Genomic DNA, 20,801 nt, shown 5'->3' on the forward strand with positions numbered 1-20,801 from the left:
GGAGGGAAATCACGTGAGCGAATCGGCGCTGCTGCGAATGCTGCATGATGCGGCCGGGGCATCCTCAAAGCGCCACATTATTCATTTCCGCAATAAGGCGGCGTACAGCCGGTTTCTAACCGCATTCGAGAAGGCCAACGAGCTGTTCCCCGTCAAGTCGGTCATCCAGCCGATCAAGATCATTCATGCGATTTCATGTTCGCTAAAAGCCGGAAGCTTCTCGCTGCGCCACCCGAGCATTCGCCATATCGAAGAGGATATCGCGATCCGCGTGCACAGCTCCCATGCCAGATATATGCAATCATCCGTAGCGCCCCGCCAGTCCGATTCCGCCATCCCGTGGGGGGTCCGGCAGATCCGTTCGCCCGAGGCATGGAAGGAAACTCGCGGAAGCCGCATTCGGATCGGCGTCATCGATACCGGGATCGACTACTCGCATCCCGATCTGCGGGGACGCATCTCGCGCGGCATCAATCTGCTGAACCGCGCTCTTTTGCCAGCGGACGACAACGGCCACGGCACGCATATTTCCGGCACGATCGCCGCCTCCAATCCGGAATCGGGCATCGTCGGGGTAGCGCCCTACGCCATCATTCATCCCGTTAAGGCGTTCGACCACAACGGGACCGCCTATGTATCCGACATCGTGCTCGGCATCGACTGGTGCGTCCGCAACCGGATGCATATTATCAATATGAGCTTCGGCATGAAAAACCGCAGCAAGTCGCTGCAGGATGCGGTCCGTTCCGCGAACCGGATGGGCATCGCCGTCGTAGCTTCGTCCGGCAACGAGGGCAAGGTTTCCTCCATCGACTATCCGGCGCGGTTCTCTCAAGTCATATCCGTCGGGGCCACGACCTCGCACAAAAAAATAGCCCCGTTCAGCAACAGGGGCCGTTCCATCGATCTATACGCGCCGGGCGACAAAATCAAATCGACTTGGCTGAATCACAAATATATGGAGCTCAGCGGCACGTCGATGGCTACCTCGCACGTCTCCGGGGTCATTGCGCTTATGCTGGCGATAAAACCCGGGCTTTCTCCCGCCGAAATCAAATCGATGCTGCAAAAAACATCGAACCCGATAGCGGGCCTGAAATCGCGTTCCGGCGTAAAAGGCGGGGAGATTGACGCCGTGCGGGTGCTGAAGCACATCGACAGCTAAGGCATCCGGCTCTATAAAGCAGTAAAGCGGAAAAAGCGGGACATCCCGCTTTTTCGCTTTTCACCCTATGACACAGGCATTTCTACATGCTCTGAGGGGAAGAGACGCCGACCAGCTTCAGCACATTGCGGATCACGACGCGAATCGCGCCAAGCAGCGCAAGTCTCGCCTGCGTCAACTCCGCATCCTCCGTTATGACCCGTTCCGCGCGGTAGTAGCTGTGGAACATCGAAGCCAGCTCGTACACGTAGCGGATCAGACGGTGCGGAGCGTAAGCGGCGGCCGCATCCGCGATCTCGGCGGGCAGCTCGCCCATTTTGCGCATCAGGTCGAATTCCGCCTCGGCCCGAAGCGGCGACAAATCGACTTCATCGTAAGCCCGGATCGAGACACCCTGCTCCTCGGCCTGACGGAAGATGCTGCAAATTCGCGCATGGGCGTACTGCACGTAAAACACCGGATTTTCGTTCGATTTGGATATCGCCAAATCCATGTCGAAGTCGAGATGCGAGTCGTTGCTGCGCATCGTGAAGAAATAACGGATCGCATCAACGCCGACCTCGTCCATCAAGTCCTCGAGCGTGACCGCCTTGCCGGTCCGCTTCGACATTTTCACCTTCTCGCCGTTCTGGAACAAGCTCACCATCTGGGCGATCAGGACGGTCAGCTTCTGCGGATCGTAGCCGAGCGCGGCCATTGCCGCTTTCACCCGCGGGATGTAGCCGTGGTGATCCGCTCCCCAGATGTTGATCATCTCGTCGTAGCCGCGTTCGTACTTCGTGCGGTGGTAAGCGATATCCGGCGTCAAATACGTGTAGCTGCCATCGTTCTTGATAAGCACCCGGTCCTTATCGTCGCCGTAAGGCGTCGTGCGCAGCCAGGTGGCTCCCTCCTGCTCGTACACATGTCCGTTAGCTTTCAACTGATCCAGGGCGGGAGCAATCTTGCCCGTCTCGTACAAGGACGTTTCGCTGTACCAGACGTCGAACGAAACGCCGAAGCGGGCCAAGTCGCGCTTAATTTTGGCAAGCTCCTTCTCGAGCCCGTACGCCTTGAAATACGCCTGGCGCTCCTCTTCGGTTAAAGCGGCCAGCTTGTCGCCTTCCCGCTCGCTCAGCTCCGATGCGAACTGCTTAATATCTTCGCCGTAGTAACCATCCTCAGGCATGTCCGCCTGCTGGCCGAGCGACTGCAGATAGCGGACCTCGATCGATTTCGCCAGATTGTCCACCTGATTGCCGGCATCGTTAATGTAATATTCGCGGGTTACGTCGTAACCGGCGAAGTCGAGCACGTTGCAGAGCGCATCGCCGATAGCGGCTCCCCGGGCATGGCCGAGATGGAGACTGCCCGTCGGGTTGGCGCTGACGAATTCGACCTGCACTTTCCGGCCCCGGCCCACTTCAATCCGGCCGTAACGCTCTTCCGCCTGCAAAACTTCGCGAACAGCGTCGTGCAGATAGCTTTTGTCCATAAAAAAATTGATAAAACCCGGCCCCGCAACTTCGATTTGGGCAATATAAGCCTTCTTCGTGTCAAGCGCCGCGATGAGGCGCTCGGCAATTTGCCGCGGGTTCTGCTTCGCCACCCGGCTCAGCTGCATGGCGATATTCGTAGCCAGATCGCCGTGCGCCTTATCCTTCGGCACCTCAAGCACAATGGCCGGCAGCTGCTCCCGCTCGGCGATTCCGGCCCGTATGGCGGCTTCCGCGATCGTCTCCTTCAGTAACGCTTCGATCCGTTCAATGACGTTCATTCGCTCCGATCCTCCTCGATCATTAGCCTAAGCCGGATTCGCCCGACATGGGCGCCTCCGGTGTACATATCGTAGCTCCAGGCAAGCGAGCCCAGACCTTCGTTCAGCTTGCGGTCGATCCCGTGCGTGTACATCTCCATCTCCAAACGGCCCTGCGGCAAAGTAAAGCCGCCTGTCGTGCGCACGCCGGAGCGAAACGTCAGATCGGACTGCACGTCGCCGTGGCGAATAACCTTAATATGCGTTTCATCCCATTTCACCGTCGCGGTCGTCTGGCCCATCTCCCCGTCCGGCTCGGCATAGCGCAAATAGTAGGCGCCGTTCTTCTCGTACAGCTCGCCCTTCGCTTGCTGGGTCTGCGTCTGCTCCGCTTGCTTGCTTTCAATGCGAATGTTCACGGCTCGCTTCATAGTCCTGGTCGCTCCTGCCTCTTTCATAGCCTGACACAAGCCCGGCTGAATCCGGGTCGCCTAGCTTCTAATGTATCGCACCGTCCTCGCGATTACAACGAACGGCAACGTCTCTATGTAAGAAAAGCTTCTAAACGACTTTTTCCACGACGAATGACCCGGCGTAAATGGTAGCTTTTCTTGCAACATCAGAATGCCCCGGCTTCGCTCAAAACTTATACATTCTTATGTTATAAGGAAACCGAAAAAAAAGATGAAGGTCGCCCTTCATCTTTTCGGCCTCAAAGATTACTTGATCAAATCTTCCACGAACTTCGGCAGCACGAAGGCGGCCTTATGCAGACGCGGCGTATAATATTTCGTTTCGATCTCGGGGATGGCCGACTCGTCCACCTGCAGCGGATCGTACGTTTTGCTGCCCAGCGTAAAGGTCCACAGCCCGCTCGGGTACGTCGGGATATTGGCGCCGTATACGCGGACGATCGGGAAAATTTCGCGCACATCGCGGTTTACCGTACGGATCAGATCCGCCTTGAACCAAGGGTTGTCCGTTTGCGCCACGAAAATGCCGTCTTCCTTAAGCGATTCGTAGATGCCTTGATAAAAGCCGCGGCTGAACAGCTCCACCGCCGGGCCCACCGGCTCCGTCGAATCGACCATGATGACGTCGTACGTATTTTTATGATCATGAATGTGCATATAACCGTCGTTGACGATGACCTGCACGCGCGGGTTGTCCAATTCACCGGCGATTTCCGGCAAAAACTTTTTCGAATATTCGATAACTTTGCCGTCAATATCGACGAGCACCGCTTTTTCCACTTTCGGGTGCTTCAGCACTTCGCGGACGACGCCGCCGTCTCCGCCGCCGACAATGAGCACATGCTTCGGATTCGGATGGGTGAACAAGGCGGGATGAGCCACCATCTCATGGTAAACGAACTCGTCGCGCACGGTCGTCATGACCATGCCGTCGAGTACGAGCATGCGGCCCCATTCGTTCGTATCGATGATCGCCAGGTCTTGAAAATCCGTCTGCTCTCTCACGAGCGTTTCTTTGATTTTGGCCGTAATGCCGAACTGCTCGGTTTGTTTCTCCGTATACCACAATTCCATGGGGCATCCCTTCTTTCCGTTAATTCGCTTGCTTCATTAGTTTCCATTCAGACTCATAGAAACACAAGGCACAAGTTGTATTATAGTGAAATGCCGCGAAAATGCAAAGTGATTGCCGTTTTTTGTTCGCTCCGCCAGTATAAATAAGCCCCCTCGCACCCCATACTAGTTACTAGCTTCCAAACTTTACCGAAAGAAGGGCCCGTCATGAACAAAAACGGCGCTCATCCGGGACGCGAATCCGGCGGAAGGCGCTCGAAATCGGGACGCCCCCGAAAAAGCTGGCTGCGCAGGATCGTAACATTTCTGCTCAGCTGCGGGCTGATCGGCGTGGCCGGATTAATCGTGCTGACGTTATATTTGCGTACGCAGGCGCTCCCGGTCGGAACGTTCTCCCAGCCATCGCAAATGTATGATATTCACGGCGATCTGATCGCCTCCTTCCAGTCCGGGCAAAACCGCGAGTTTGTGCCGCTGCGGGACATCCCGCAATATCTCATCGAAGCGACGCTTGCTATAGAAGATAAACGGTTCTACGATCACGTCGGAGTGGATCTGCGCGGCATCGCCCGCGCCGCCGTCGTGAACGTCCAGCAAGGAAGCCGGGTGCAGGGAGCAAGCACGCTGACGCAGCAACTCGCGCGAAATTTATATTTGACGCAGGACCGCACCTGGTCGAGAAAAATCAAAGAAGCAGTTTATGCGGTGCAGCTTGAAATGCAGCTCAGCAAAGACCAGATTATGGAAAAATATTTGAACGAAGCGACCTACTACGGCAATTCCGCTTATGGCGTACAGGCCGCGGCCAAGCTGTTTTTCGGCAAGGACGTCAGCGAGCTGACGCTGGCCGAGTCGGCGATGATCGCCGGCGTGCCGAAGGGGCCGAGGTACTACTCGCCTTACTTCGATATGGATAACGCGCTGGCGCGGCAGCAGCTGATTTTGACGGAAATGGCGAATCAGGGCTATATTACGCAGCAGGAGGCGGATGCGGCAAAGCGCGAAAAGCTGGACATCCGGCCCCCGGAGAAGAAAAGCCTGGTCGTGCAGGCTCCGTACTTCCGCGATTATGTCCGGCAAGTCGCCATTACCCAGCTAGGTATCGAGGAGCGGGAATTCGATGAGGGCGGCATCCGCATCTATACGACGCTCGACCTCTCCATGCAGCAGGCGGCGGAGGACGCGGTAGCCGCGCAGCTTGAGGGCGCCGGCGAGCTCCAAGCCTCGCTCGTGGCGATCGACCCGCGCAACGGCTACGTTAAGGCGATGGTCGGCGGCAAAGACTACGGCGACAACCAGTTTAACCGGGCCATCTCCGATAGCCGCCAGCCCGGGTCGGCTTTCAAGGCTTTCGTCTACTTGACGGCGCTTCAGCAGCCAGGCTTCACAGCCGTCACCAAGTTCAAGAGCGAGCCCACCGTGTTCCCGTACGACGGCGGGCGTAAAACGTATACGCCCAGCAACTTCGGCGGCAAATATCCGAACGATTACATCGATATGCGCGAGGCGATCGCGAAGTCGGACAATATTTTTGCCGTGCAGACGATGCTTCAGGTCGGGGCGGATAAAGTGATCGAGACGGCCCGCAAGATGGGCGTGACAAGCCGTCTGGAGCCGCTGCCCTCGCTAGCGCTCGGCACGTATCCGGTCAGTCCGCTGGAGATGGCGGGCGCCTTCGGTATTATCGCGAATCAGGGCGTACGCATCGATACAAGCGTCATTACCCGCATCGAGAGCGCAACCGGGAAATTGCTGTACGAAGCGAAGCCGGTGAAGAGCAAGGTGGTCGAGCCGGAATACGCCTACACCCTCACCAGTCTGATGAAAAGCGTGTTTGATACGGGCGGTACGGCCAGCCGCGTGGCGAGCCTAATCAAACGTCCGGTCGCCGGCAAAACGGGCACGACCAATACCGACGCCTGGATGGTCGGCTTTACACCCGAGTTGTCGGCTGCGGTATGGGTCGGCTACGACCGCGACCGCGTCATCGACTCGGCCGAATCGTACAAGGCGGCGCCGATTTTTGCTTCCTTTATCGAGCGCGCGCTCGAAGCCGTGCCTCCGAAGCTGTTTCCGGTGCCGGAGCAGGTCACTAGCGTTTACATCGATCCCGCGACGGGCAAGCTCGCGACGGACAAATGTCCGGGCGCCCGGATCGAGACGTTCGTCAAAGGGACCGAACCGACCGAGTACTGCTCCGAGCACGGCGCGGCGCCGGCGGATCAGAAGGAAGCGCCCAAGAAGAGCGGCTCCTGGTGGAACGATCTGAAGCGCTGGTGGAACGACTAAATAACCCCTCAAAAGGGCCTAAGCCTCGGAGTTGGGACATGTCCAGGCAACACAAAAAGGCAGACGAAAATCGTCTGCCTTTTTGCTGTCCTAGTATATTGTGCAAATATACTCCAATTAGTTTAACCGAGAAGCTGGAATCTAACAACGGCTGACACACAAATGACACAAATACAGCGATTGCCATTTTGGGTTCCAACTATTCCCGGAATCGGGCTTGTTTCGCCGCCTTCGGCGAGGCCGCGATATCAGGCCAGTCCCATCTTCAGCGCTTCCGGAGACCGCTCCCACCATTCGCCGTTATGCTGTACGAGCACCTGCTTCAGCGCCGCCTTCTCCGTCTCGCTCAGGCCGTCCAATACAATGCGGCCCTTGAGTGCATAGTCCATTTTGTTGACGTGATCGGCGAGAATTTTCCATCCTCTTCTCGCTTCCGAATCGACGAGCATCTCGCATGCAGCTACGCCCGAATACAACGCCCCGTCTTCGCTGCGGCCTACGTTGACCCAGACGATCCAGCATTTGCGGCCGTTCGGCACATCGTCCTTATTCACCGAAAACTTGACGCCCCGCTCGATTTTGCTTTTGGCGTGTATCGCGCCCAAATCGATGTACGCTTCATCTCCATCAATAATAACGCTCGACAATCCCGACAAATCGAGAGCGCCGGCGCCGAATCCTTTATGTTCTTTGCTGCTGACTACGTTCAGCGACAGCTTCTTCGGTTTTTCGTTCGTTTCCATTGGCTCACCTTCCGCTTCCGGGCAACTGGCGGGTCACCGCCGTACTCCCTTTGTTTTATCATTAACGCTCGTATTGTGCGTAAAATCTTTTCGCTAAAGTTTGTCCGGCTTCTCGTTTATTTTAGCTAATATTCCGGCAAAAGCAAACATATACATGCTGTAGATGCTTGTCAACGGGGTGAGATTCGTTTATGGTCAACCGCCTATTCAACCGCAGCATGCTGGGACTTCTACTGCTCGCTATGATGGCCGCCGTCTTTACCTTCGTCCAATTCGCGGAACGCCCCGGGTCTAATGCTGCCTTGTCCGCCTTGAATGAGCCGGCGCCCGGAGCGCTCGAGCCTCCGGCGCCCACTGTGGAAGCGCCCAAATCGCTCAGCAAACACATCGTCGAGTACCATATCTCTGTCCAGTTGGACGCTCAGCAAAAAACGTTAACCGGTGCCGAGGCGGTAACGTGGAAAAACCCGGGTGCCCAGCCGGTGAACGAACTTTACTTTCATCTATACCCGAATGCGTTTCAATCGAAAAAAACGACGTTTATGCGCGAATCGGGAGGCAAGCTGCGGCAGGACGAAATGACGGAAGGCAGCTTCGGCGGCATGAGCATCGAATCGGTCGCTTCCGAGAATGGGACCGACCTAACCCACACGATGCAGTACGTGCAGCCCGACGACGGCAACAAGTCGGACCAGACGCTGATGAAAATCCGGCTGCCGCAACCGGTCGCGCCCGGCGGCGAGACAACCGTGAAGTTCCGCTTCACCGTTCAGCTGCCGAAGGTTTTCGCCAGGATGGGTTATAGCGGAGATTTCGTTATGGCCGGCCAGTGGTTTCCGAAGGTAACCGTTTACGAGCCGACAGGCACGCGCGGCCGCGCCGAGGAAGGCTGGAATCTGCATCAATACCACGGCAATTCGGAGTTTTACGCCGATTTCGGCATGTACAATGTGCGCATCCAGGTGCCAACCCAGTATACGGTGGCGGCTACCGGCTTCCCGATCAAACCCGCTACCGACGACGGCACGAAGAAGACGTACCAGTTTTATGCCGACGACGTCCACGATTTCGCTTGGGCGGCTTCGCCGAACTTCCTCTATTATGAAGAACCGTTTTCGGCGCCGAACGTGCCCGGCGTGAAAATCAAGCTGTATTTGGACCCGGCGCACAAGGATCTGAAGGACCGCTACCTGTATGCGGCCAAACGCTCGCTTACCAAGTACAGTGAATGGTTCGGGCCTTACCCCTACTCGACCTTGTCGATCGTCATCCCGCCTGTAGGCGGAAACGGGGCAGGCGGCATGGAATACCCGACGCTTGTGACAGGCTGGGAAGCATCGGACAAGACCGATACGTTCGAGCTGGAGCGCGTGATCGTCCACGAGATCGGCCACCAATACTGGTACGGCATGGTCGCGAACAATGAATTTGAGGAAGCCTGGCTGGACGAAGGCTTTACGTCTTATGCGGAAGATTTGATCATGGCCAGCGAATTCGGCGTCAAGACGAACTATCCGATCGAAGCCGTGTACATTACTGGCCCCGAGCCGCTTAAGCTGTCGTCCTGGCAGTACGGCGGGCACGAGAGCTATGCCGACAACGTTTATATTCGAGGCAAGCTGGTCCTTGCGGGCATCGAAGCGAAAATCGGCCAGAAGCAAATGCTTCGCGTTATGAAAACGTATTTTGACCGCTGGAAGTTCAAGCACCCGACGACAAGCGATTTCCAGGCCGTACTTGAAAGTGTAACGAAGACGAGCTGGGCGGACTACTTCGATCAATTCGTTTACGGCGGCAGCATGACCGACTATGCCGTCGAACAGATCAAAACCCGCAAAATCAGGCAGGACGACAAAACCGTATACGAAAATGCGGTGCTGATCAAGAAATACGGCGGCCATCACACCGAGGTGCCGGTTCGCTTCCACTTCGCGGACGGCACCGACATCGACAAGACGTGGGATGGCGTAGACCCGCAGGTGCTGTTTACGATTACGAGCGAAGCGCCGATCGAGTGGGCGGCGATCGATCCGCAGCAAACGATGCTGCTCGAAACGAAGCGAATCAACAATTTCATGCAAGTATCCGTCGACAGCAAATGGAAGGTGCGCTGGAATATCGGGATCGTCAAATTGATCGAGACCCTGCTCGGCGGGGTCGCCTGGTGAGGTGAATGCCGCATATGTTCGGCCATTTGAAGAACGGATTCAAAACGACCGCGTCGCAAACGTTTGTGCTGCTCGTCTTGTGGATGTACCATTTCGCCTGGGGCTTCGTGCTGCTCCTGTATGTGAAGTCGATCGTCGACCCGCTGCTGCACCGGTTTCCCGGCGAGCATCTGGCGACCTCCGCCTCCCATCTGTTTATGGCCGAAGCCCAGTTCCGCCTGATGAAAACCGATATCAGCTACGCGCCGCTTTGGCTGCTGCTCGGTTTTGCCGGAGCCCGGATGCTCCTGACTCCGCTGCTGAACGCGGGCGTCTACTATTCGCTGCATAACCCGCATATGAATTCCGGCTACCGCTTCTTCCAAGGCATCCGCCGGCTGGGCAGACCGTTTCTCGGGTACTACGCCGCTCAAACGATTCTGACGCTGGCTCCTTTGTACTGGCTGTACCCGATCGTTTACGGAGCCCTCGGGAAACACGGCGACTACTTATCGCTTGGGCTCGCATTACTGCCCTGGGTTGCCGGGTATGCGCTGTACGGCTTCCTGCTCCGGCTCGTCTTCATGTACATCCAGCTCGGAAAAACAAGCGAGCAATCGCTCGGCCAGTCGCTCGGGCTGCTTCTGCGCAAGCTCCCCCTCATTGCGGCGGCGGCGGTTACGCTGCTCGCCTTGTCGGGGATCGTAACGGCGGCCGCATTATCCGCCTCCCTGATCTGGGCCGGCATTTCCGCCATCCTCCTGCAGCAGTTGTTCCATATCGTCAGCATGATGTTCAAGCTATGGGGAATCGCCACCCAGTATCATGTTTATGCGGGCGATGCTGATTGATGGCGTGAAAGCGCGCCTCCGACATAGAGTCTCTTTTCCTGCGGGAAAAGAGGCTTTTTGGCGTGTCCGTACGGCCTTATCTAAAAAAGTTGCATCATTTCAAAAAAAATGTTGGAAAAAAAGAAGGAATTCACAAGGAAAAGGCGAATTATAAGTACCCGGAAACAAAAAATCGAAACATGCCGAATTCCCGCGCGGGCGGGAAACGGGGGAACCATTCCGGGTGAATTGATCTCGCAGTAAAGTGATCATAGGGCACCTTCAACCGAACCCTCAGCTAACCTCGTAGGCACCGGAAGGAGTCCGCGTTTTGAAAAAAGGAATTATCGCACTTGCTACCCTGCTTGTACTTGTTCTCGTACCAGTTGGTAGCGCTTTCGCCGAGACCGTTCTCGAGAAAACCGTTAACGAGCAGCTTGGCGCAAAGTACAAAACTGCGGGCACGACCCCGAAAGGTTTCGACTGCTCCGGCTTCACGATGTTCATCTTTAACCAGCTTGGCATCGAGCTGCCTCACCAATCGAAATCGCAGAACACGAAAGGCTTCTGGGTCGACAAGAAAGATCTCAGACCTGGCGACCTCGTGTTCTTCAACACCGACGGCCAAGGCATTTCCCACGTCGGTATTTATCTCGGCAACGACGAGTTTATTCATTCCGCTACGGATGATGGCGTCGTCAAAAGCAAGCTGAGCGACAAGTATTACAAAACCCGTTACGTATCTGCCCGCCGCGTCATTTGGGACGAGCTGTACAACCAGCTGATGGATGAGGCCAAGTAATTCGGAAACGGGAACCCCACAAGCCCTGCAGGACGCGGTACGCCGCCTCTTGCAGGGCTTGCTGCCTTTTTTGGCGAATCTCTGTCCGAAGCGCGGCAGCTGGCGAAAGGCCGCGGTACGCCTTCCCCACACATCGCCATGATCCGCTAGTGTACGCGGTTTTGCCGAAAAGACGGCGAAGCGCGAAATCCATTTTCGTTTTATTCCCTGCCGGATTGGATGAAGCGGGCAAAAAGCCCGGCGACTGGCGCGAGCGGCTCTCCGCTCCGCGTATACAGGCCGATCGGATTGCCGATCCGGATGCCGTCCACAGCAACCCGGCCGATCTCGCCGCGTTCTGCGCTTTCCCGGGCTTCGAGTGCGGACGCAAGCGCGGCTCCGTAACCTGCGGCCACCGCCCTGATCGTCTCCGCTGTCCCGCTGCACTGGAGGCCGATATGCGGAGCCGGCACACCATGAAGCTGGCATAGAGCCATCAGCTGCTCCCTGCCCGAGCTCCCCTCTTCGCGGACGACGAACGGCTCGGCCAGAAGCTCCGCAAGCGTCGCCTTCCTCCCGGCAAGCGGATGTTCTCCCGGTACGATAAACCACAGCTCGTCATGCAAAAGCGGCACACAGCCTAGTCCGGCCGGCAGCGCCCTGCCGCCCCCGACGACAGCCAGATCGGCTTCGTAGCGCAGCAGGCTCTCGAACGCTTCCTGCGAGTTGAGCGTCGTCAGCACGATATCGACATCCGGGCAGCGGCGCTTCCAGGAGGCAATCCAGCCCGGCAGCAGCAGGTTGGCCGGCAAGTACGTAGCTGCTATACGCAGCTTGCCCCGCTCTCCGAGGCGGATTCGCTCCGCTTCCCGTTCGATATCCCGCTCTAGGGAGAACAGCCTTCTTCCCTGCTCGGCCAGAAGCTCTCCCGCCTCCGTCAAAGCCAGCCCCCTTCCGTGCGGCCGAAACAAGACTAGCCCCAGCTCCCGCTCCAGATTGCGCAGCTGCGCGGTCACCGCCGGCTGGCTGATCCGCAGCCGCTCCGACGCTTTCGTCACGCCTCCGGCTTCCACGACCTCGTAAAACATACGGAACGCATGCAAATTCATCGGCGCTCTGTCCCATCATTCAAATTTATGGATAGATCAAAAACATATATTGGATTTATATAAGCCTTCCTTCTATTCTATAACCACGGTACCGTATACGACAATGGCGAAGGAGCGAAACGGGAATAGGCGCCCGGCATGGCCGGCCGGCTCCGAGTTCCCCGGACTATGAACTATATTTGTATGGAATGCGGGAGAAAGACCGCCTTATCGGACCGCGCGATATACCGCTGCGAGTGCGGAGGACTGCTGGATATGGTCTGGGATGCCGGAAGCACGGACGCCGAACGGCTTAAGCGGCTTTTCGATGCACGGCTCGGCGAGCGGGGTTCGCCGTTATCCGGCGGCGTGTGGCGGTATAAGGAGCTGATCCATCCGGAACTGCCGCTATCCTCGATCGTAACCAAGTACGAAGGCAACACGGCGCTTTACGAAAACGATCGTCTCGGGAGTTATGCGGGGGTTCGCCGTCTCTGGCTTAAGGCGTTAAGCGAAAACCCGAGCGGCTCGTTCAAAGACAACGGCATGACGGTGGCCGTATCGCATGGTCGCTGGCTCGGCTACGACCGGTTCGCTTGCACTTCGACCGGCAATACCTCCTCCTCGATGGCGATGTATGCCGCTCTGTGCGGCTCGGAAGCAATCGTCCTGCTGCCTGCGCTCGGCGTAGCGCTCAATAAAGCGCTGCAAACCGAGGCTTACGGAGCGAAGCTGCTCCGCACGGAGGGCGGGTACGACGAAGGTATCCGCTTCCTGGAACGTCATGCATTATCGCTTGATCTGTACGTGTGCAACTCGATCAACCCGCTGCGGATCGAAGGCCAGAAAAGCATCGCCTTCGAGCTGGCGCATCAGCTCGGGTGGTCGCTCCCCGACTGGCTCATCGTGCCCGGAGGCGCGCTCAGCAATGCCGCCGCTATCGGCAAAGGCCTCGGCGAGCTGTACCAGGCGGGCTTTATCGCCGCCATGCCGCGGATCGCCGTCGTACAGGCGGAGGGCGCGTCCCCGTTTCACCGCATGGTCGAGACGGGCCGGCGTCCGCTCGTCCCCGAGCTCCGCCCGGATACGGTCGCTTCCGCGCTGCGGATTGGCAATCCGCCCAATTGGCCGAAGGCATGGCGCGATGCGCTTGAGCGAACGAATGGCGTTACGGTGTCGGTGGCCGACCGCGACATTCTCGAAGCGAAAGCCCGCATCGACCGCAGCGGCATCGGCTGCGAGCCCGCCTCCGCCGCTTCGCTCGCCGGTTTGCGGGCGCTCGTCGCAAAGGGTATCGTTCACAAGGACGAAACCGCAGTCTGCATCCTCACCGGCCATATGCTCAAGGATACGGATGCAATTGTGCAATCGCTGCGGTACGCGGGCGGCACGTCCCAGCGGCAAACGAGAGCGGAAGCCCGGGCACCGCTTCCTCTGCTCCCCGAGGTCATCCGCAGCGAGCTGGCGCGCGCTTGAATGGCATGCAAAATAGCGGCAGGGAGTCATATCCCTGCCGCCTGTCGTTCGAGTCCCGCCGAGAAATCAGGCTTTGAGCACGTCGTGATCGACGTAACGCTCGCCATTCAGCTCGCTGATCACATTGATCGCCACTTTCGCTCCGTCTCCGGCCGTAATGATCGTATGTACGCTGACACCGGCACATGTGCCTGCAGCCCATACGCCTGAAACATTCGTTTTCCCTTGCGCATCCGTTTTGAAAATCGTCTTGACACGCGGCTCCGTACCGGGAATCGTCTCCAGTCCGGCAGCTTCGGCCAGATCGGTAAGGAAGCCCGTTGCGAGGATGACGTGCTGTGCTCTATAGGACGCATCCTCCGTCTTCACGCTTACTCCATCTTCTTCGCGGGAGAGACCGGTTACTTTGCCGGCGGCAAACTCGGCGCCGAACTGAGCGGCCTGCTTTTTGCCGGTTTCCAGCAAGTCGGGTCCGCTAGTTTCCATGACTCCGTAATGGTTCACTACCCAAGCCCGTTTCGTTACGCTTTGGTCGCTGTCTACAACCAGCACCTTTTTGCCCGCCTTGGCGGCGAAAATGGCGGCGCTTGCGCCCGCAGGGCCGGCACCTACGATAATAATGTCATGCATGAACTCGTCCTCCTTCGTTTGGATGCTTCCTATTTCTATACTTTAGTATACAAAAAGTTTCTATGAAAATAAAATGTAAAACGAAAAACGGCAAAAATCCCTCGTCGCCGGGCGAGGGGGGGATTTTTACGAGTCCGGCTACAAGATCGCTCTCACAAACGTGACGCGCTCGCCGGGCTTGACATGGGATACTCTTCGGAAGACTTTGAGCCAGGCAATCGCCTGCGATTCGCTGTCGCTGATCGTGTTGTTCCACCACTGGGGCTCCGTCCTCGCCTTGGGCGGGAGCTGGAAGCCGAGAATGTCTTCGATTTGCTCGAATGCAAGGGTAACCCTCGGGTTCGTCTGAACATTAAGGTACTCTTCGAGCCGCTTATATTTGTTCATCATCGTTTCACCCGTTTCCAGTATAACGATTCGCTCTGAACAAATACTGAACAAACTCCGGGCAGGCGGCGGGGCATTCGTGAATACCGGGAAAATGTGCTACAATTTCAGTAAAATCTTTGTTACGGAGGCGTTTATGTCCGGTAAAGACGAGCTGGTCCGATTCGGCGTATCAATGCCGTCGGAGCTTATTCAGCAATTCGATCTGTACATTTCGGAGCAGCGGTATACGAACCGGTCCGAGGCGATCCGCGATCTCGTCCGCAAAGCGATGCTCGCGCCGGGGCGGCTGCTTCCGGATCAGTTGGTCGCGGGTACGATCGTTATGGTGTACGATCACCACGTAAGCGAACTGCCGCTTGTGCTGATGGAGCTTCAGCATGACTATCACGAGCAGATCATTTCCAACATGCATGTCCATCTGAATCACGAGCAATGTCTGGAAATCATCGCCGTCCGCGGGCGGCTGGACAAGCTGAAGGAGCTTCAGGAGCAAATCCAGGTGCATCGCGGCGTCCTGTACTGCGAGCTGTCCGTCACCTATGTGGACGACGACAAGGACGAACACGCCGGCCATACCGGCCGTGAACACGAGCACAAGCACGGGCACGGGCAAGAACACCGCCATCAAACGCACGAATAAGGTATGACGGAAAAATAAAGATTCTGCGGCCTCCGGGCCCTTGGCAGAGTCTTTTTTCATGCCGAAAAGAGAGTAACATTCCCTAAAATTTTCGCAATTTCCAAAAAAAACTTCACATTCCGTTTTTTCGTGCTACAATATGACCGAAACGTAACACAGTAAATTTGTGGGAGGTCACCCTGTTGAGCAAGTCTTTTGCTGTTCGGTTTATGTTCCTACTTCTGCTTATAAGCCTCGTCGTCTCCGGCTGCGGCTCCAATTCGAAAGGCCGCGATAAGCCGGCGGACGAGCTTGTGCTTGCCGTCGGCGCCGAGCCGGAGGGCGGCTTCGATCCGACGACGGGCTGGGGCCGTTACGGCTCCCCGCTGTTCCAGAGCACGCTGTACAGACGCGACGCCCAGATGAAAATCGAGAACGATCTCGCCGCTTCCGGCTACGAAGTTAGCGCGGATGGTACCGTCTGGACCGTCAAGCTGCGCAAAGACGCGAAGTTTTCCGACGGCAAGCCGGTAACCGCCGCAGATGTCAAATTCACGTTCGAAACCGCAGCCAAAAGTGGCTCGATCATCGATCTGACGAATATGAAAAGCGTAGAAGCGGAGGGTGACTACACGGTCCGGTTCACGCTCAAGGAAGCCCAGTCGACGTTCGTGACGCTGCTCATTACAACCGGCATCGTGCCGAAGCACGCTTACGGCAAAGATTACGCCGAGCATCCGATCGGCTCCGGTCCGTACAAGCTCGTCCAGTGGAATAAAGGCCAGCAGGTGATCGTGGAAGCGAACCCGGACTATTATGGGAAAAAGCCCTACTTCCGCAAGCTGACGTTCCTGTTTCTGAGCGAGGATGCCGCCTTCGCCGCCGCCAAGGCGAACAAGGTCGACGTTTCCTACATACCGGCAGCCTTCAGCAAACAGAAGGTGGATGGAATGCGCATCGAAGCCGTCCATACGGTGGACAACCGGGGGATCGTATTTCCTTACGTAAAAAGCGGCGGCAAGACGAAGGACGGTTATCCGATCGGCAACGACGTCACCGCCGATCCGGCTATCCGCAAAGCGATCAATACGGCCATTGACCGAAAGGCGCTCGTGCAGGGCGTGCTCGAAGGGTACGGAACGCCGGCATATACGGTCAACGACGGTCTGCCCTGGTACAACCCGAGCGCCGCCACGCCGGACGCCGACCCCGCCGGCGCGAAGAAGCAACTCACCGATGCCGGCTGGAAGGATACAACCGGCTCCGGCGTGCTGGAGAAAAACGGCCTGAAGGCGCAGTTTACGCTCGTCTACCCGTCCGGCGACGTTACCCGCCAGTCGCTCGCGCTGGCCGTGGCGGACATGATCAAGCCGATCGGCATCCGGATCGACGTTCAGGGCAAAAGCTGGGACGATATTGAAAAAACAATGCACGCTAACGCCGTCATGATGGGCTGGGGAAGCCACGATCCGCTCGAGATGTACAATCTGTACAGCAGTAAATACAGAGGCGTGGAATATTACAACTCCGGCTTCTACAGCAACCCCGCCGTGGACGAGTGGATGAACAAAGCGCTCCGGGCTACGCGCGAGGAAGACGCGCTGGAATTTTGGAAAAAGGCGCAATGGGACGGAACGACCGGCGTCAGCGCGAAAGGCGATGCCCCCTGGGCTTGGCTGGTTAACATCGATCACCTGTACCTGGTCAAGGACAAGCTCGACATCGGCAAGCAGTTCATTCACCCGCACGGGCACGGCTGGCCGGTGACGGATAATATCGACGAGTGGATGTGGAAGTAACCTCGAAATATCGAAATAGGCCGGGCGTCCGCCCGTTTAAGGAGTAAAACGATGGTTCAGCGTACGATTTCGTTTGTGCTGCAAAAACTGGCGCGCCTGATCCTGCTGCTGGCGGCGATCATCATCATCTCGTTCGCTCTCGCCAGCGCCTCGCCGATCGACCCGATTCAGGCTTATGTCGGAGCGGATATGATGCGCGTAGGTCCCGAGCAGCGGCAGCTCATCGCCGAGCATTGGGGGCTGGACCGCCCCGCCGCAGAGCGGTTTCTGCAGTGGGCCTCCTCCCTGCTGCACGGCGATTTGGGCACGTCCATGATGTACCGGGTCCCGGTGGCGGACGTCATCCGCGAACGGTTCGCCAGCTCGCTGGCGCTCATGAGCTTTTCGTGGGTGCTGTCCGGTCTGCTCGGCTTCGTCTCCGGCATCGCCGCCGCCATGAACCAGGGGAAGTGGCTGGACCGGTTCATTAAATGGTACTGCTACACACTCGCCTCCACCCCGACGTTCTGGATGGGCCTGCTGCTGCTTATGGTATTCGCGGTATGGCTCGGCTGGCTGCCGATCGGGCTGGGAACGCCGATCGGCGTCACCGACGAGCAGGTTACGTTATTCGACCGCATCCGCCATATGATTTTGCCGGCGATGACGCTGAGTATCGTCGGCATCGCGCCGATCGCCCTGCATACGCGGCAGAAGCTTATCGATGTTCTGGCGAGCGACTACATGCTTTTCGCCAGGGCGCGCGGGGAACGCGGCTTCCTCCTGCTGCGGAGACACGGCTTGCGCAATATTGCGCTGCCGGCCGTTTCGCTGCATTTCGCTTCGTTCAGCGAATTGTTCGGCGGAGCCGTGCTGGCCGAGCAGGTCTTCTCGTATCCCGGTCTCGGTCAAGCGACCGTGGAGGCCGGACTTCGCGGCGACGTTCCGCTGCTGCTCGGCATCGTGCTGTTCAGCGCCCTCTTCGTATTCATCGGCAATCTGGCCGCGGACGCGCTGTACAAGCTTGTCGATCCACGGCTGAGAGAAAGGCGGGTGTCGTAAGCGATGCAATCGGATCAAACAACGGTTCGCGCCCGCGGACGATCCCGTTTGCGGCTGGGCCGTAGACAGGCTGCGCTTTTCACTTGCGTGGCGGCGGGCCTACTCGTCGCCCTCGTCTGGCTGGGCGGGATGCTGCTCGGTTCCGACCCGCTGTCGACCCGGCTCGAGCTGCGGAATATGGCTCCTTCCGCGGCTCATCCGTTCGGCACCGACTGGCTCGGCCGGGACATGTTCACCCGCACCGTCAAAGGGCTTGCGCTCAGCATTAGCGTAGGCATGGTCGCGGCAGCGGCAAGCGTCGTGATCGCCGCCGCGCTTGGACTGATCGCAGCTACAATGGGGCGGACAGCGGACAAGATCGTCAGCTTTCTGATCGACTTGTTTTTGAGCGTCCCGCATTTGGTCACGCTCATTTTGATCGCTTTTGTTTTCGGCGGAGGCATGAAGGGGGTTGTCGTCGGCGTCGCTCTTACCCACTGGCCGAGTCTGGCCCGCGTTATCCGGGCTGAAGTGCTCCAGCTGAAAACGGCCGACTACGTTCACATTTCGAAGCGGCTAGGCAAGTCGGGCTGGTGGATCGCTACGAGACATATGCTGCCCCATCTGCTGCCTCAGCTGCTCGTAGGTTTGCTGCTGCTGTTCCCTCACGCCATCCTGCACGAAGCGTCAATTACGTTTATCGGGCTCGGCTTGTCGCCGCATCAGCCGGCGATCGGGATCATTTTGTCCGAATCGATGCGTTACTTGTCGACCGGCTTGTGGTGGCTGGCGTTTTTCCCCGGCCTTTGCCTGCTGTTCGTCGTCCGCGCCTTCGACGTGGCGGGAGAGCGGCTGCGGACGCTGCTCGACCCGCGGCAAACCCGGGAATGAACGCCAATACGAACGAAAAAAGGAGCGCGAGACGATTGGCTCTGCTCGAAGTGGACGGCTTATCCGTCGCTTTCACCACCTACACGGGACGGTTCAGCCAGACATCGGTTCCCGTCCTTCACAACATGACACTCGATCTAAGCCGGGGGGAAATCGTCGCCGTCATCGGCTCGAGCGGCTCGGGCAAAAGCCTGCTCGCCCACGCGATTCTGGGCATTCTGCCCGGCAACGCGGCGGTTTCGGGAGACATCCGCTACGACGGCGAGCTATTAACGCAACAAAGGCAGGAAGCGCTGCGGGGCGCGGAAATCTCGCTTGTACCGCAAGCCGTAAGCTACCTCGATCCGCTTATGCGCGCGGGCGCCCAGGTGCGGACCGCCGTTCGCGGCGGAGACCCGGTCGCCGAGCAGCGCAAGGCGTTCGAGCGCTACCGTCTGCCGGAGCACGCGGAACGCTTCTACCCCCATCAGCTATCGGGCGGCATGGCGCGCCGCGTGCTCGTCTCGATGGCTACCGTCAGCGGAGCCCGGCTGCTCATCGCCGACGAGCCGACGCCCGGACTCGATCCGGACATCGTGCGCGAAACGGTGACGCAGCTGCGGGAGCTGGCTGATAGCGGCACGGCCGTGCTGCTTATCTCGCACGATCTGGAGTCTGCCCTTCAGGTCGCGGACCGGGTTGCCGTCTTTTACGCCGGAACTACGGTCGAGATCGCGCAGGCTAGCGACTTCACCGCAGGCGGAAGCCGGCTTCGCCACCCGTACAGCAAAGCGTTATGGCGGGCGCTGCCGCAAAACGAGTTCGAGCCGATACCGGGCGCACAGCCTCAACCCGGCTCCCTCCCTCCCGGCTGCGTGTTCGCCCCGCGCTGCACGCTTGCAACGGACGACTGCACGGCGGAGCGCCCGGCGATGAAGGAACTCCGCGGCGGAAAGGTCAGGTGTATCCATGCCACTTGAAGGCCGCAAGCTCGCATTCCGCTACGATCGCGACCGCTGGCTATTTCGCGGCTTCGACATCCGGGTTGACGAGGGGGAAATCGTCGGCCTCGCCGGACCGAGCGGCTGGGGAAAAACAACGATAGGGCGATTGCTCGCCGGCTACGACAAGCCCGGCGAAGGAGAAGTGCTGCTGGACGGCAAGCCGCTTCCGCCGCAAGGCTGCTGCCCCGTCCAGCTCGTGTTCCAGCATCCCGAGAAAGCCGTCAATCCGCGTATGCGCATGCGCCGCATTCTGAGCGAGGGATGGAAGCCGGACCCGGCGTTTCGTGCGGCGATCGGAATAGCGGACGAATGGCTGGAGCGGTTCCCCGGCGAACTGTCCGGCGGCGAGCTGCAGCGGTTCTGCATCGCTAGGGCGCTCGGCCCGCAAACGCGTTACTTGATCGCGGACGAGATGACCACGATGCTCGATGCCGTAACGCAGGCGCAGCTATGGCGCTTCGTGCTGGATGTTGCCGCCGAGCGGCGGCTCGGCCTGCTGGTCGTAAGCCACGAACGGAAGCTGCTGGAGCGTTTATGCAGCCGCGTGATTGAACTGCAATAACCCGAACGAAGCCGCCAATTCGGGAGCCGGAAGGCGGATGACTCTCTCCGCCCCCGGCTGCGAGTCGGTAGCCTCCAGCCCGGGTCTTTTTTTCGTCAATCCGCCC

The 20,801-nt window shown here is 58.3% G+C and carries 20 protein-coding genes and 1 riboswitch; of the genes, 12 read left to right on the forward strand and 8 right to left on the reverse strand.

Annotated elements, in window-relative coordinates:
- Positions 1–13: 13 nt before the first annotated feature.
- A complete protein-coding gene (locus D7M11_RS05110; protein ID WP_240040959.1) occupies positions 14–1,165 on the forward strand; it encodes a S8 family peptidase in 1,152 nt (383 codons plus the stop codon).
- 82 nt (positions 1,166–1,247) lie between these two features.
- Here the strand turns inward: D7M11_RS05110 and argS are convergent, their stop codons facing one another.
- The 3 genes from argS to speE all read right to left on the reverse strand — a co-directional run bounded on the left by argS (position 1,248) and on the right by speE (position 4,447).
- Positions 1,248–2,921, reverse strand: coding sequence for an arginine--tRNA ligase (argS, locus tag D7M11_RS05115; protein ID WP_120746096.1), 1,674 nt, complete (start codon positions 2,919–2,921; stop codon positions 1,248–1,250).
- Positions 2,918–3,331 carry a YwiB family protein gene (locus tag D7M11_RS05120; protein WP_158606451.1) on the reverse strand — a complete coding sequence of 138 codons (414 nt, stop codon included), beginning with the start codon at positions 3,329–3,331 and terminating at the stop codon, positions 2,918–2,920. The genes argS and D7M11_RS05120 overlap by 4 nt, the downstream gene beginning before the upstream one ends.
- 288 nt (positions 3,332–3,619) lie before the next feature.
- On the reverse strand, positions 3,620–4,447 hold the full coding sequence (gene speE / locus D7M11_RS05125; RefSeq protein WP_120746098.1) for a polyamine aminopropyltransferase: 828 nt from the start codon (positions 4,445–4,447) through the stop codon (positions 3,620–3,622).
- Between the two features lie 207 nt (positions 4,448–4,654).
- Here speE and D7M11_RS05130 point away from each other — a divergent pair, with 207 nt between their 5' ends.
- Positions 4,655–6,736 carry a transglycosylase domain-containing protein gene (locus tag D7M11_RS05130; RefSeq protein WP_120746099.1) on the forward strand — a complete coding sequence of 694 codons (2,082 nt, stop codon included), beginning with the start codon at positions 4,655–4,657 and terminating at the stop codon, positions 6,734–6,736.
- A 248-nt stretch (positions 6,737–6,984) separates the two neighbouring features.
- Here the strand turns inward: D7M11_RS05130 and D7M11_RS05135 are convergent, their stop codons facing one another.
- Complete coding sequence (locus tag D7M11_RS05135) at positions 6,985–7,479, reverse strand: YwhD family protein (protein ID WP_120746100.1); 495 nt, start codon at positions 7,477–7,479, stop codon at positions 6,985–6,987.
- 191 nt (positions 7,480–7,670) lie between these two features.
- Between D7M11_RS05135 and D7M11_RS05140 the strand changes: the two genes are divergently transcribed.
- The 3 genes from D7M11_RS05140 to D7M11_RS05150 all read left to right on the forward strand — a co-directional run bounded on the left by D7M11_RS05140 (position 7,671) and on the right by D7M11_RS05150 (position 11,258).
- On the forward strand, positions 7,671–9,647 hold the full coding sequence (locus D7M11_RS05140; protein WP_120746101.1) for a M1 family metallopeptidase: 1,977 nt from the start codon (positions 7,671–7,673) through the stop codon (positions 9,645–9,647).
- A gap of 14 nt (positions 9,648–9,661) precedes the next feature.
- Positions 9,662–10,477 (forward strand): hypothetical protein, encoded by an 816-nt coding sequence (locus D7M11_RS05145; RefSeq protein ID WP_120746102.1) that lies wholly within the window; start codon positions 9,662–9,664, stop codon positions 10,475–10,477.
- A gap of 170 nt (positions 10,478–10,647) precedes the next feature.
- A riboswitch (cyclic di-AMP (ydaO/yuaA leader) is annotated at positions 10,648–10,784 on the forward strand.
- A 3-nt stretch (positions 10,785–10,787) separates the two neighbouring features.
- Complete coding sequence (locus D7M11_RS05150; RefSeq protein ID WP_120746103.1) at positions 10,788–11,258, forward strand: C40 family peptidase; 471 nt, start codon at positions 10,788–10,790, stop codon at positions 11,256–11,258.
- Between the two features lie 200 nt (positions 11,259–11,458).
- Here the strand turns inward: D7M11_RS05150 and D7M11_RS05155 are convergent, their stop codons facing one another.
- Positions 11,459–12,346, reverse strand: coding sequence for a LysR family transcriptional regulator (locus D7M11_RS05155; RefSeq protein WP_120746104.1), 888 nt, complete (start codon positions 12,344–12,346; stop codon positions 11,459–11,461).
- A 168-nt stretch (positions 12,347–12,514) separates the two neighbouring features.
- Between D7M11_RS05155 and thrC the strand changes: the two genes are divergently transcribed.
- Positions 12,515–13,801: a threonine synthase gene (thrC, locus tag D7M11_RS05160; RefSeq protein WP_120746385.1), complete on the forward strand. Its 1,287-nt coding sequence runs from the start codon at positions 12,515–12,517 to the stop codon at positions 13,799–13,801.
- A 66-nt stretch (positions 13,802–13,867) separates the two neighbouring features.
- Here thrC and D7M11_RS05165 read toward each other — a convergent pair whose 3' ends face one another.
- Together D7M11_RS05165 and D7M11_RS05170 are read right to left on the reverse strand one after the other, a co-directional pair.
- Positions 13,868–14,431, reverse strand: a complete 564-nt coding sequence (locus D7M11_RS05165; protein ID WP_120746105.1) for an FAD-dependent oxidoreductase — start codon at positions 14,429–14,431, stop codon at positions 13,868–13,870.
- A 138-nt stretch (positions 14,432–14,569) separates the two neighbouring features.
- Positions 14,570–14,821, reverse strand: coding sequence for a DUF7662 domain-containing protein (locus D7M11_RS05170; protein WP_120746106.1), 252 nt, complete (start codon positions 14,819–14,821; stop codon positions 14,570–14,572).
- Between the two features lie 133 nt (positions 14,822–14,954).
- Here D7M11_RS05170 and nikR point away from each other — a divergent pair, with 133 nt between their 5' ends.
- From nikR to D7M11_RS05200, 6 genes are all read left to right on the forward strand, one after another.
- Complete coding sequence (gene nikR, locus D7M11_RS05175; protein WP_120746386.1) at positions 14,955–15,461, forward strand: nickel-responsive transcriptional regulator NikR; 507 nt, start codon at positions 14,955–14,957, stop codon at positions 15,459–15,461.
- Positions 15,462–15,670: 209 nt separating this feature from the next.
- Complete coding sequence (locus tag D7M11_RS05180; protein ID WP_120746387.1) at positions 15,671–17,239, forward strand: ABC transporter substrate-binding protein; 1,569 nt, start codon at positions 15,671–15,673, stop codon at positions 17,237–17,239.
- Positions 17,240–17,290: 51 nt separating this feature from the next.
- A complete protein-coding gene (locus tag D7M11_RS05185) occupies positions 17,291–18,280 on the forward strand; it encodes an ABC transporter permease (protein WP_120746107.1) in 990 nt (329 codons plus the stop codon).
- A 3-nt stretch (positions 18,281–18,283) separates the two neighbouring features.
- Complete coding sequence (locus D7M11_RS05190; protein WP_120746108.1) at positions 18,284–19,150, forward strand: ABC transporter permease; 867 nt, start codon at positions 18,284–18,286, stop codon at positions 19,148–19,150.
- On the forward strand, positions 19,147–20,109 hold the full coding sequence (locus D7M11_RS05195) for an ABC transporter ATP-binding protein (RefSeq protein ID WP_240040960.1): 963 nt from the start codon (positions 19,147–19,149) through the stop codon (positions 20,107–20,109). Before D7M11_RS05190 ends, D7M11_RS05195 begins: the two co-directional genes overlap by 4 nt.
- Positions 20,099–20,695 carry an ABC transporter ATP-binding protein gene (locus tag D7M11_RS05200; protein ID WP_120746110.1) on the forward strand — a complete coding sequence of 199 codons (597 nt, stop codon included), beginning with the start codon at positions 20,099–20,101 and terminating at the stop codon, positions 20,693–20,695. The genes D7M11_RS05195 and D7M11_RS05200 overlap by 11 nt, the downstream gene beginning before the upstream one ends.
- Here the strand turns inward: D7M11_RS05200 and D7M11_RS37720 are convergent.
- A complete protein-coding gene (locus tag D7M11_RS37720; RefSeq protein ID WP_275671657.1) occupies positions 20,666–20,794 on the reverse strand; it encodes a hypothetical protein in 129 nt (42 codons plus the stop codon). The genes D7M11_RS05200 and D7M11_RS37720 overlap by 30 nt on opposite strands.
- Positions 20,795–20,801 lie beyond the last annotated feature (7 nt).

Source organism: Paenibacillus ginsengarvi (assembly GCF_003626695.1).
In the GTDB taxonomy this organism is placed as follows: Bacteria; Bacillota; Bacilli; order Paenibacillales; family NBRC-103111; genus Paenibacillus_AB; species Paenibacillus_AB ginsengarvi.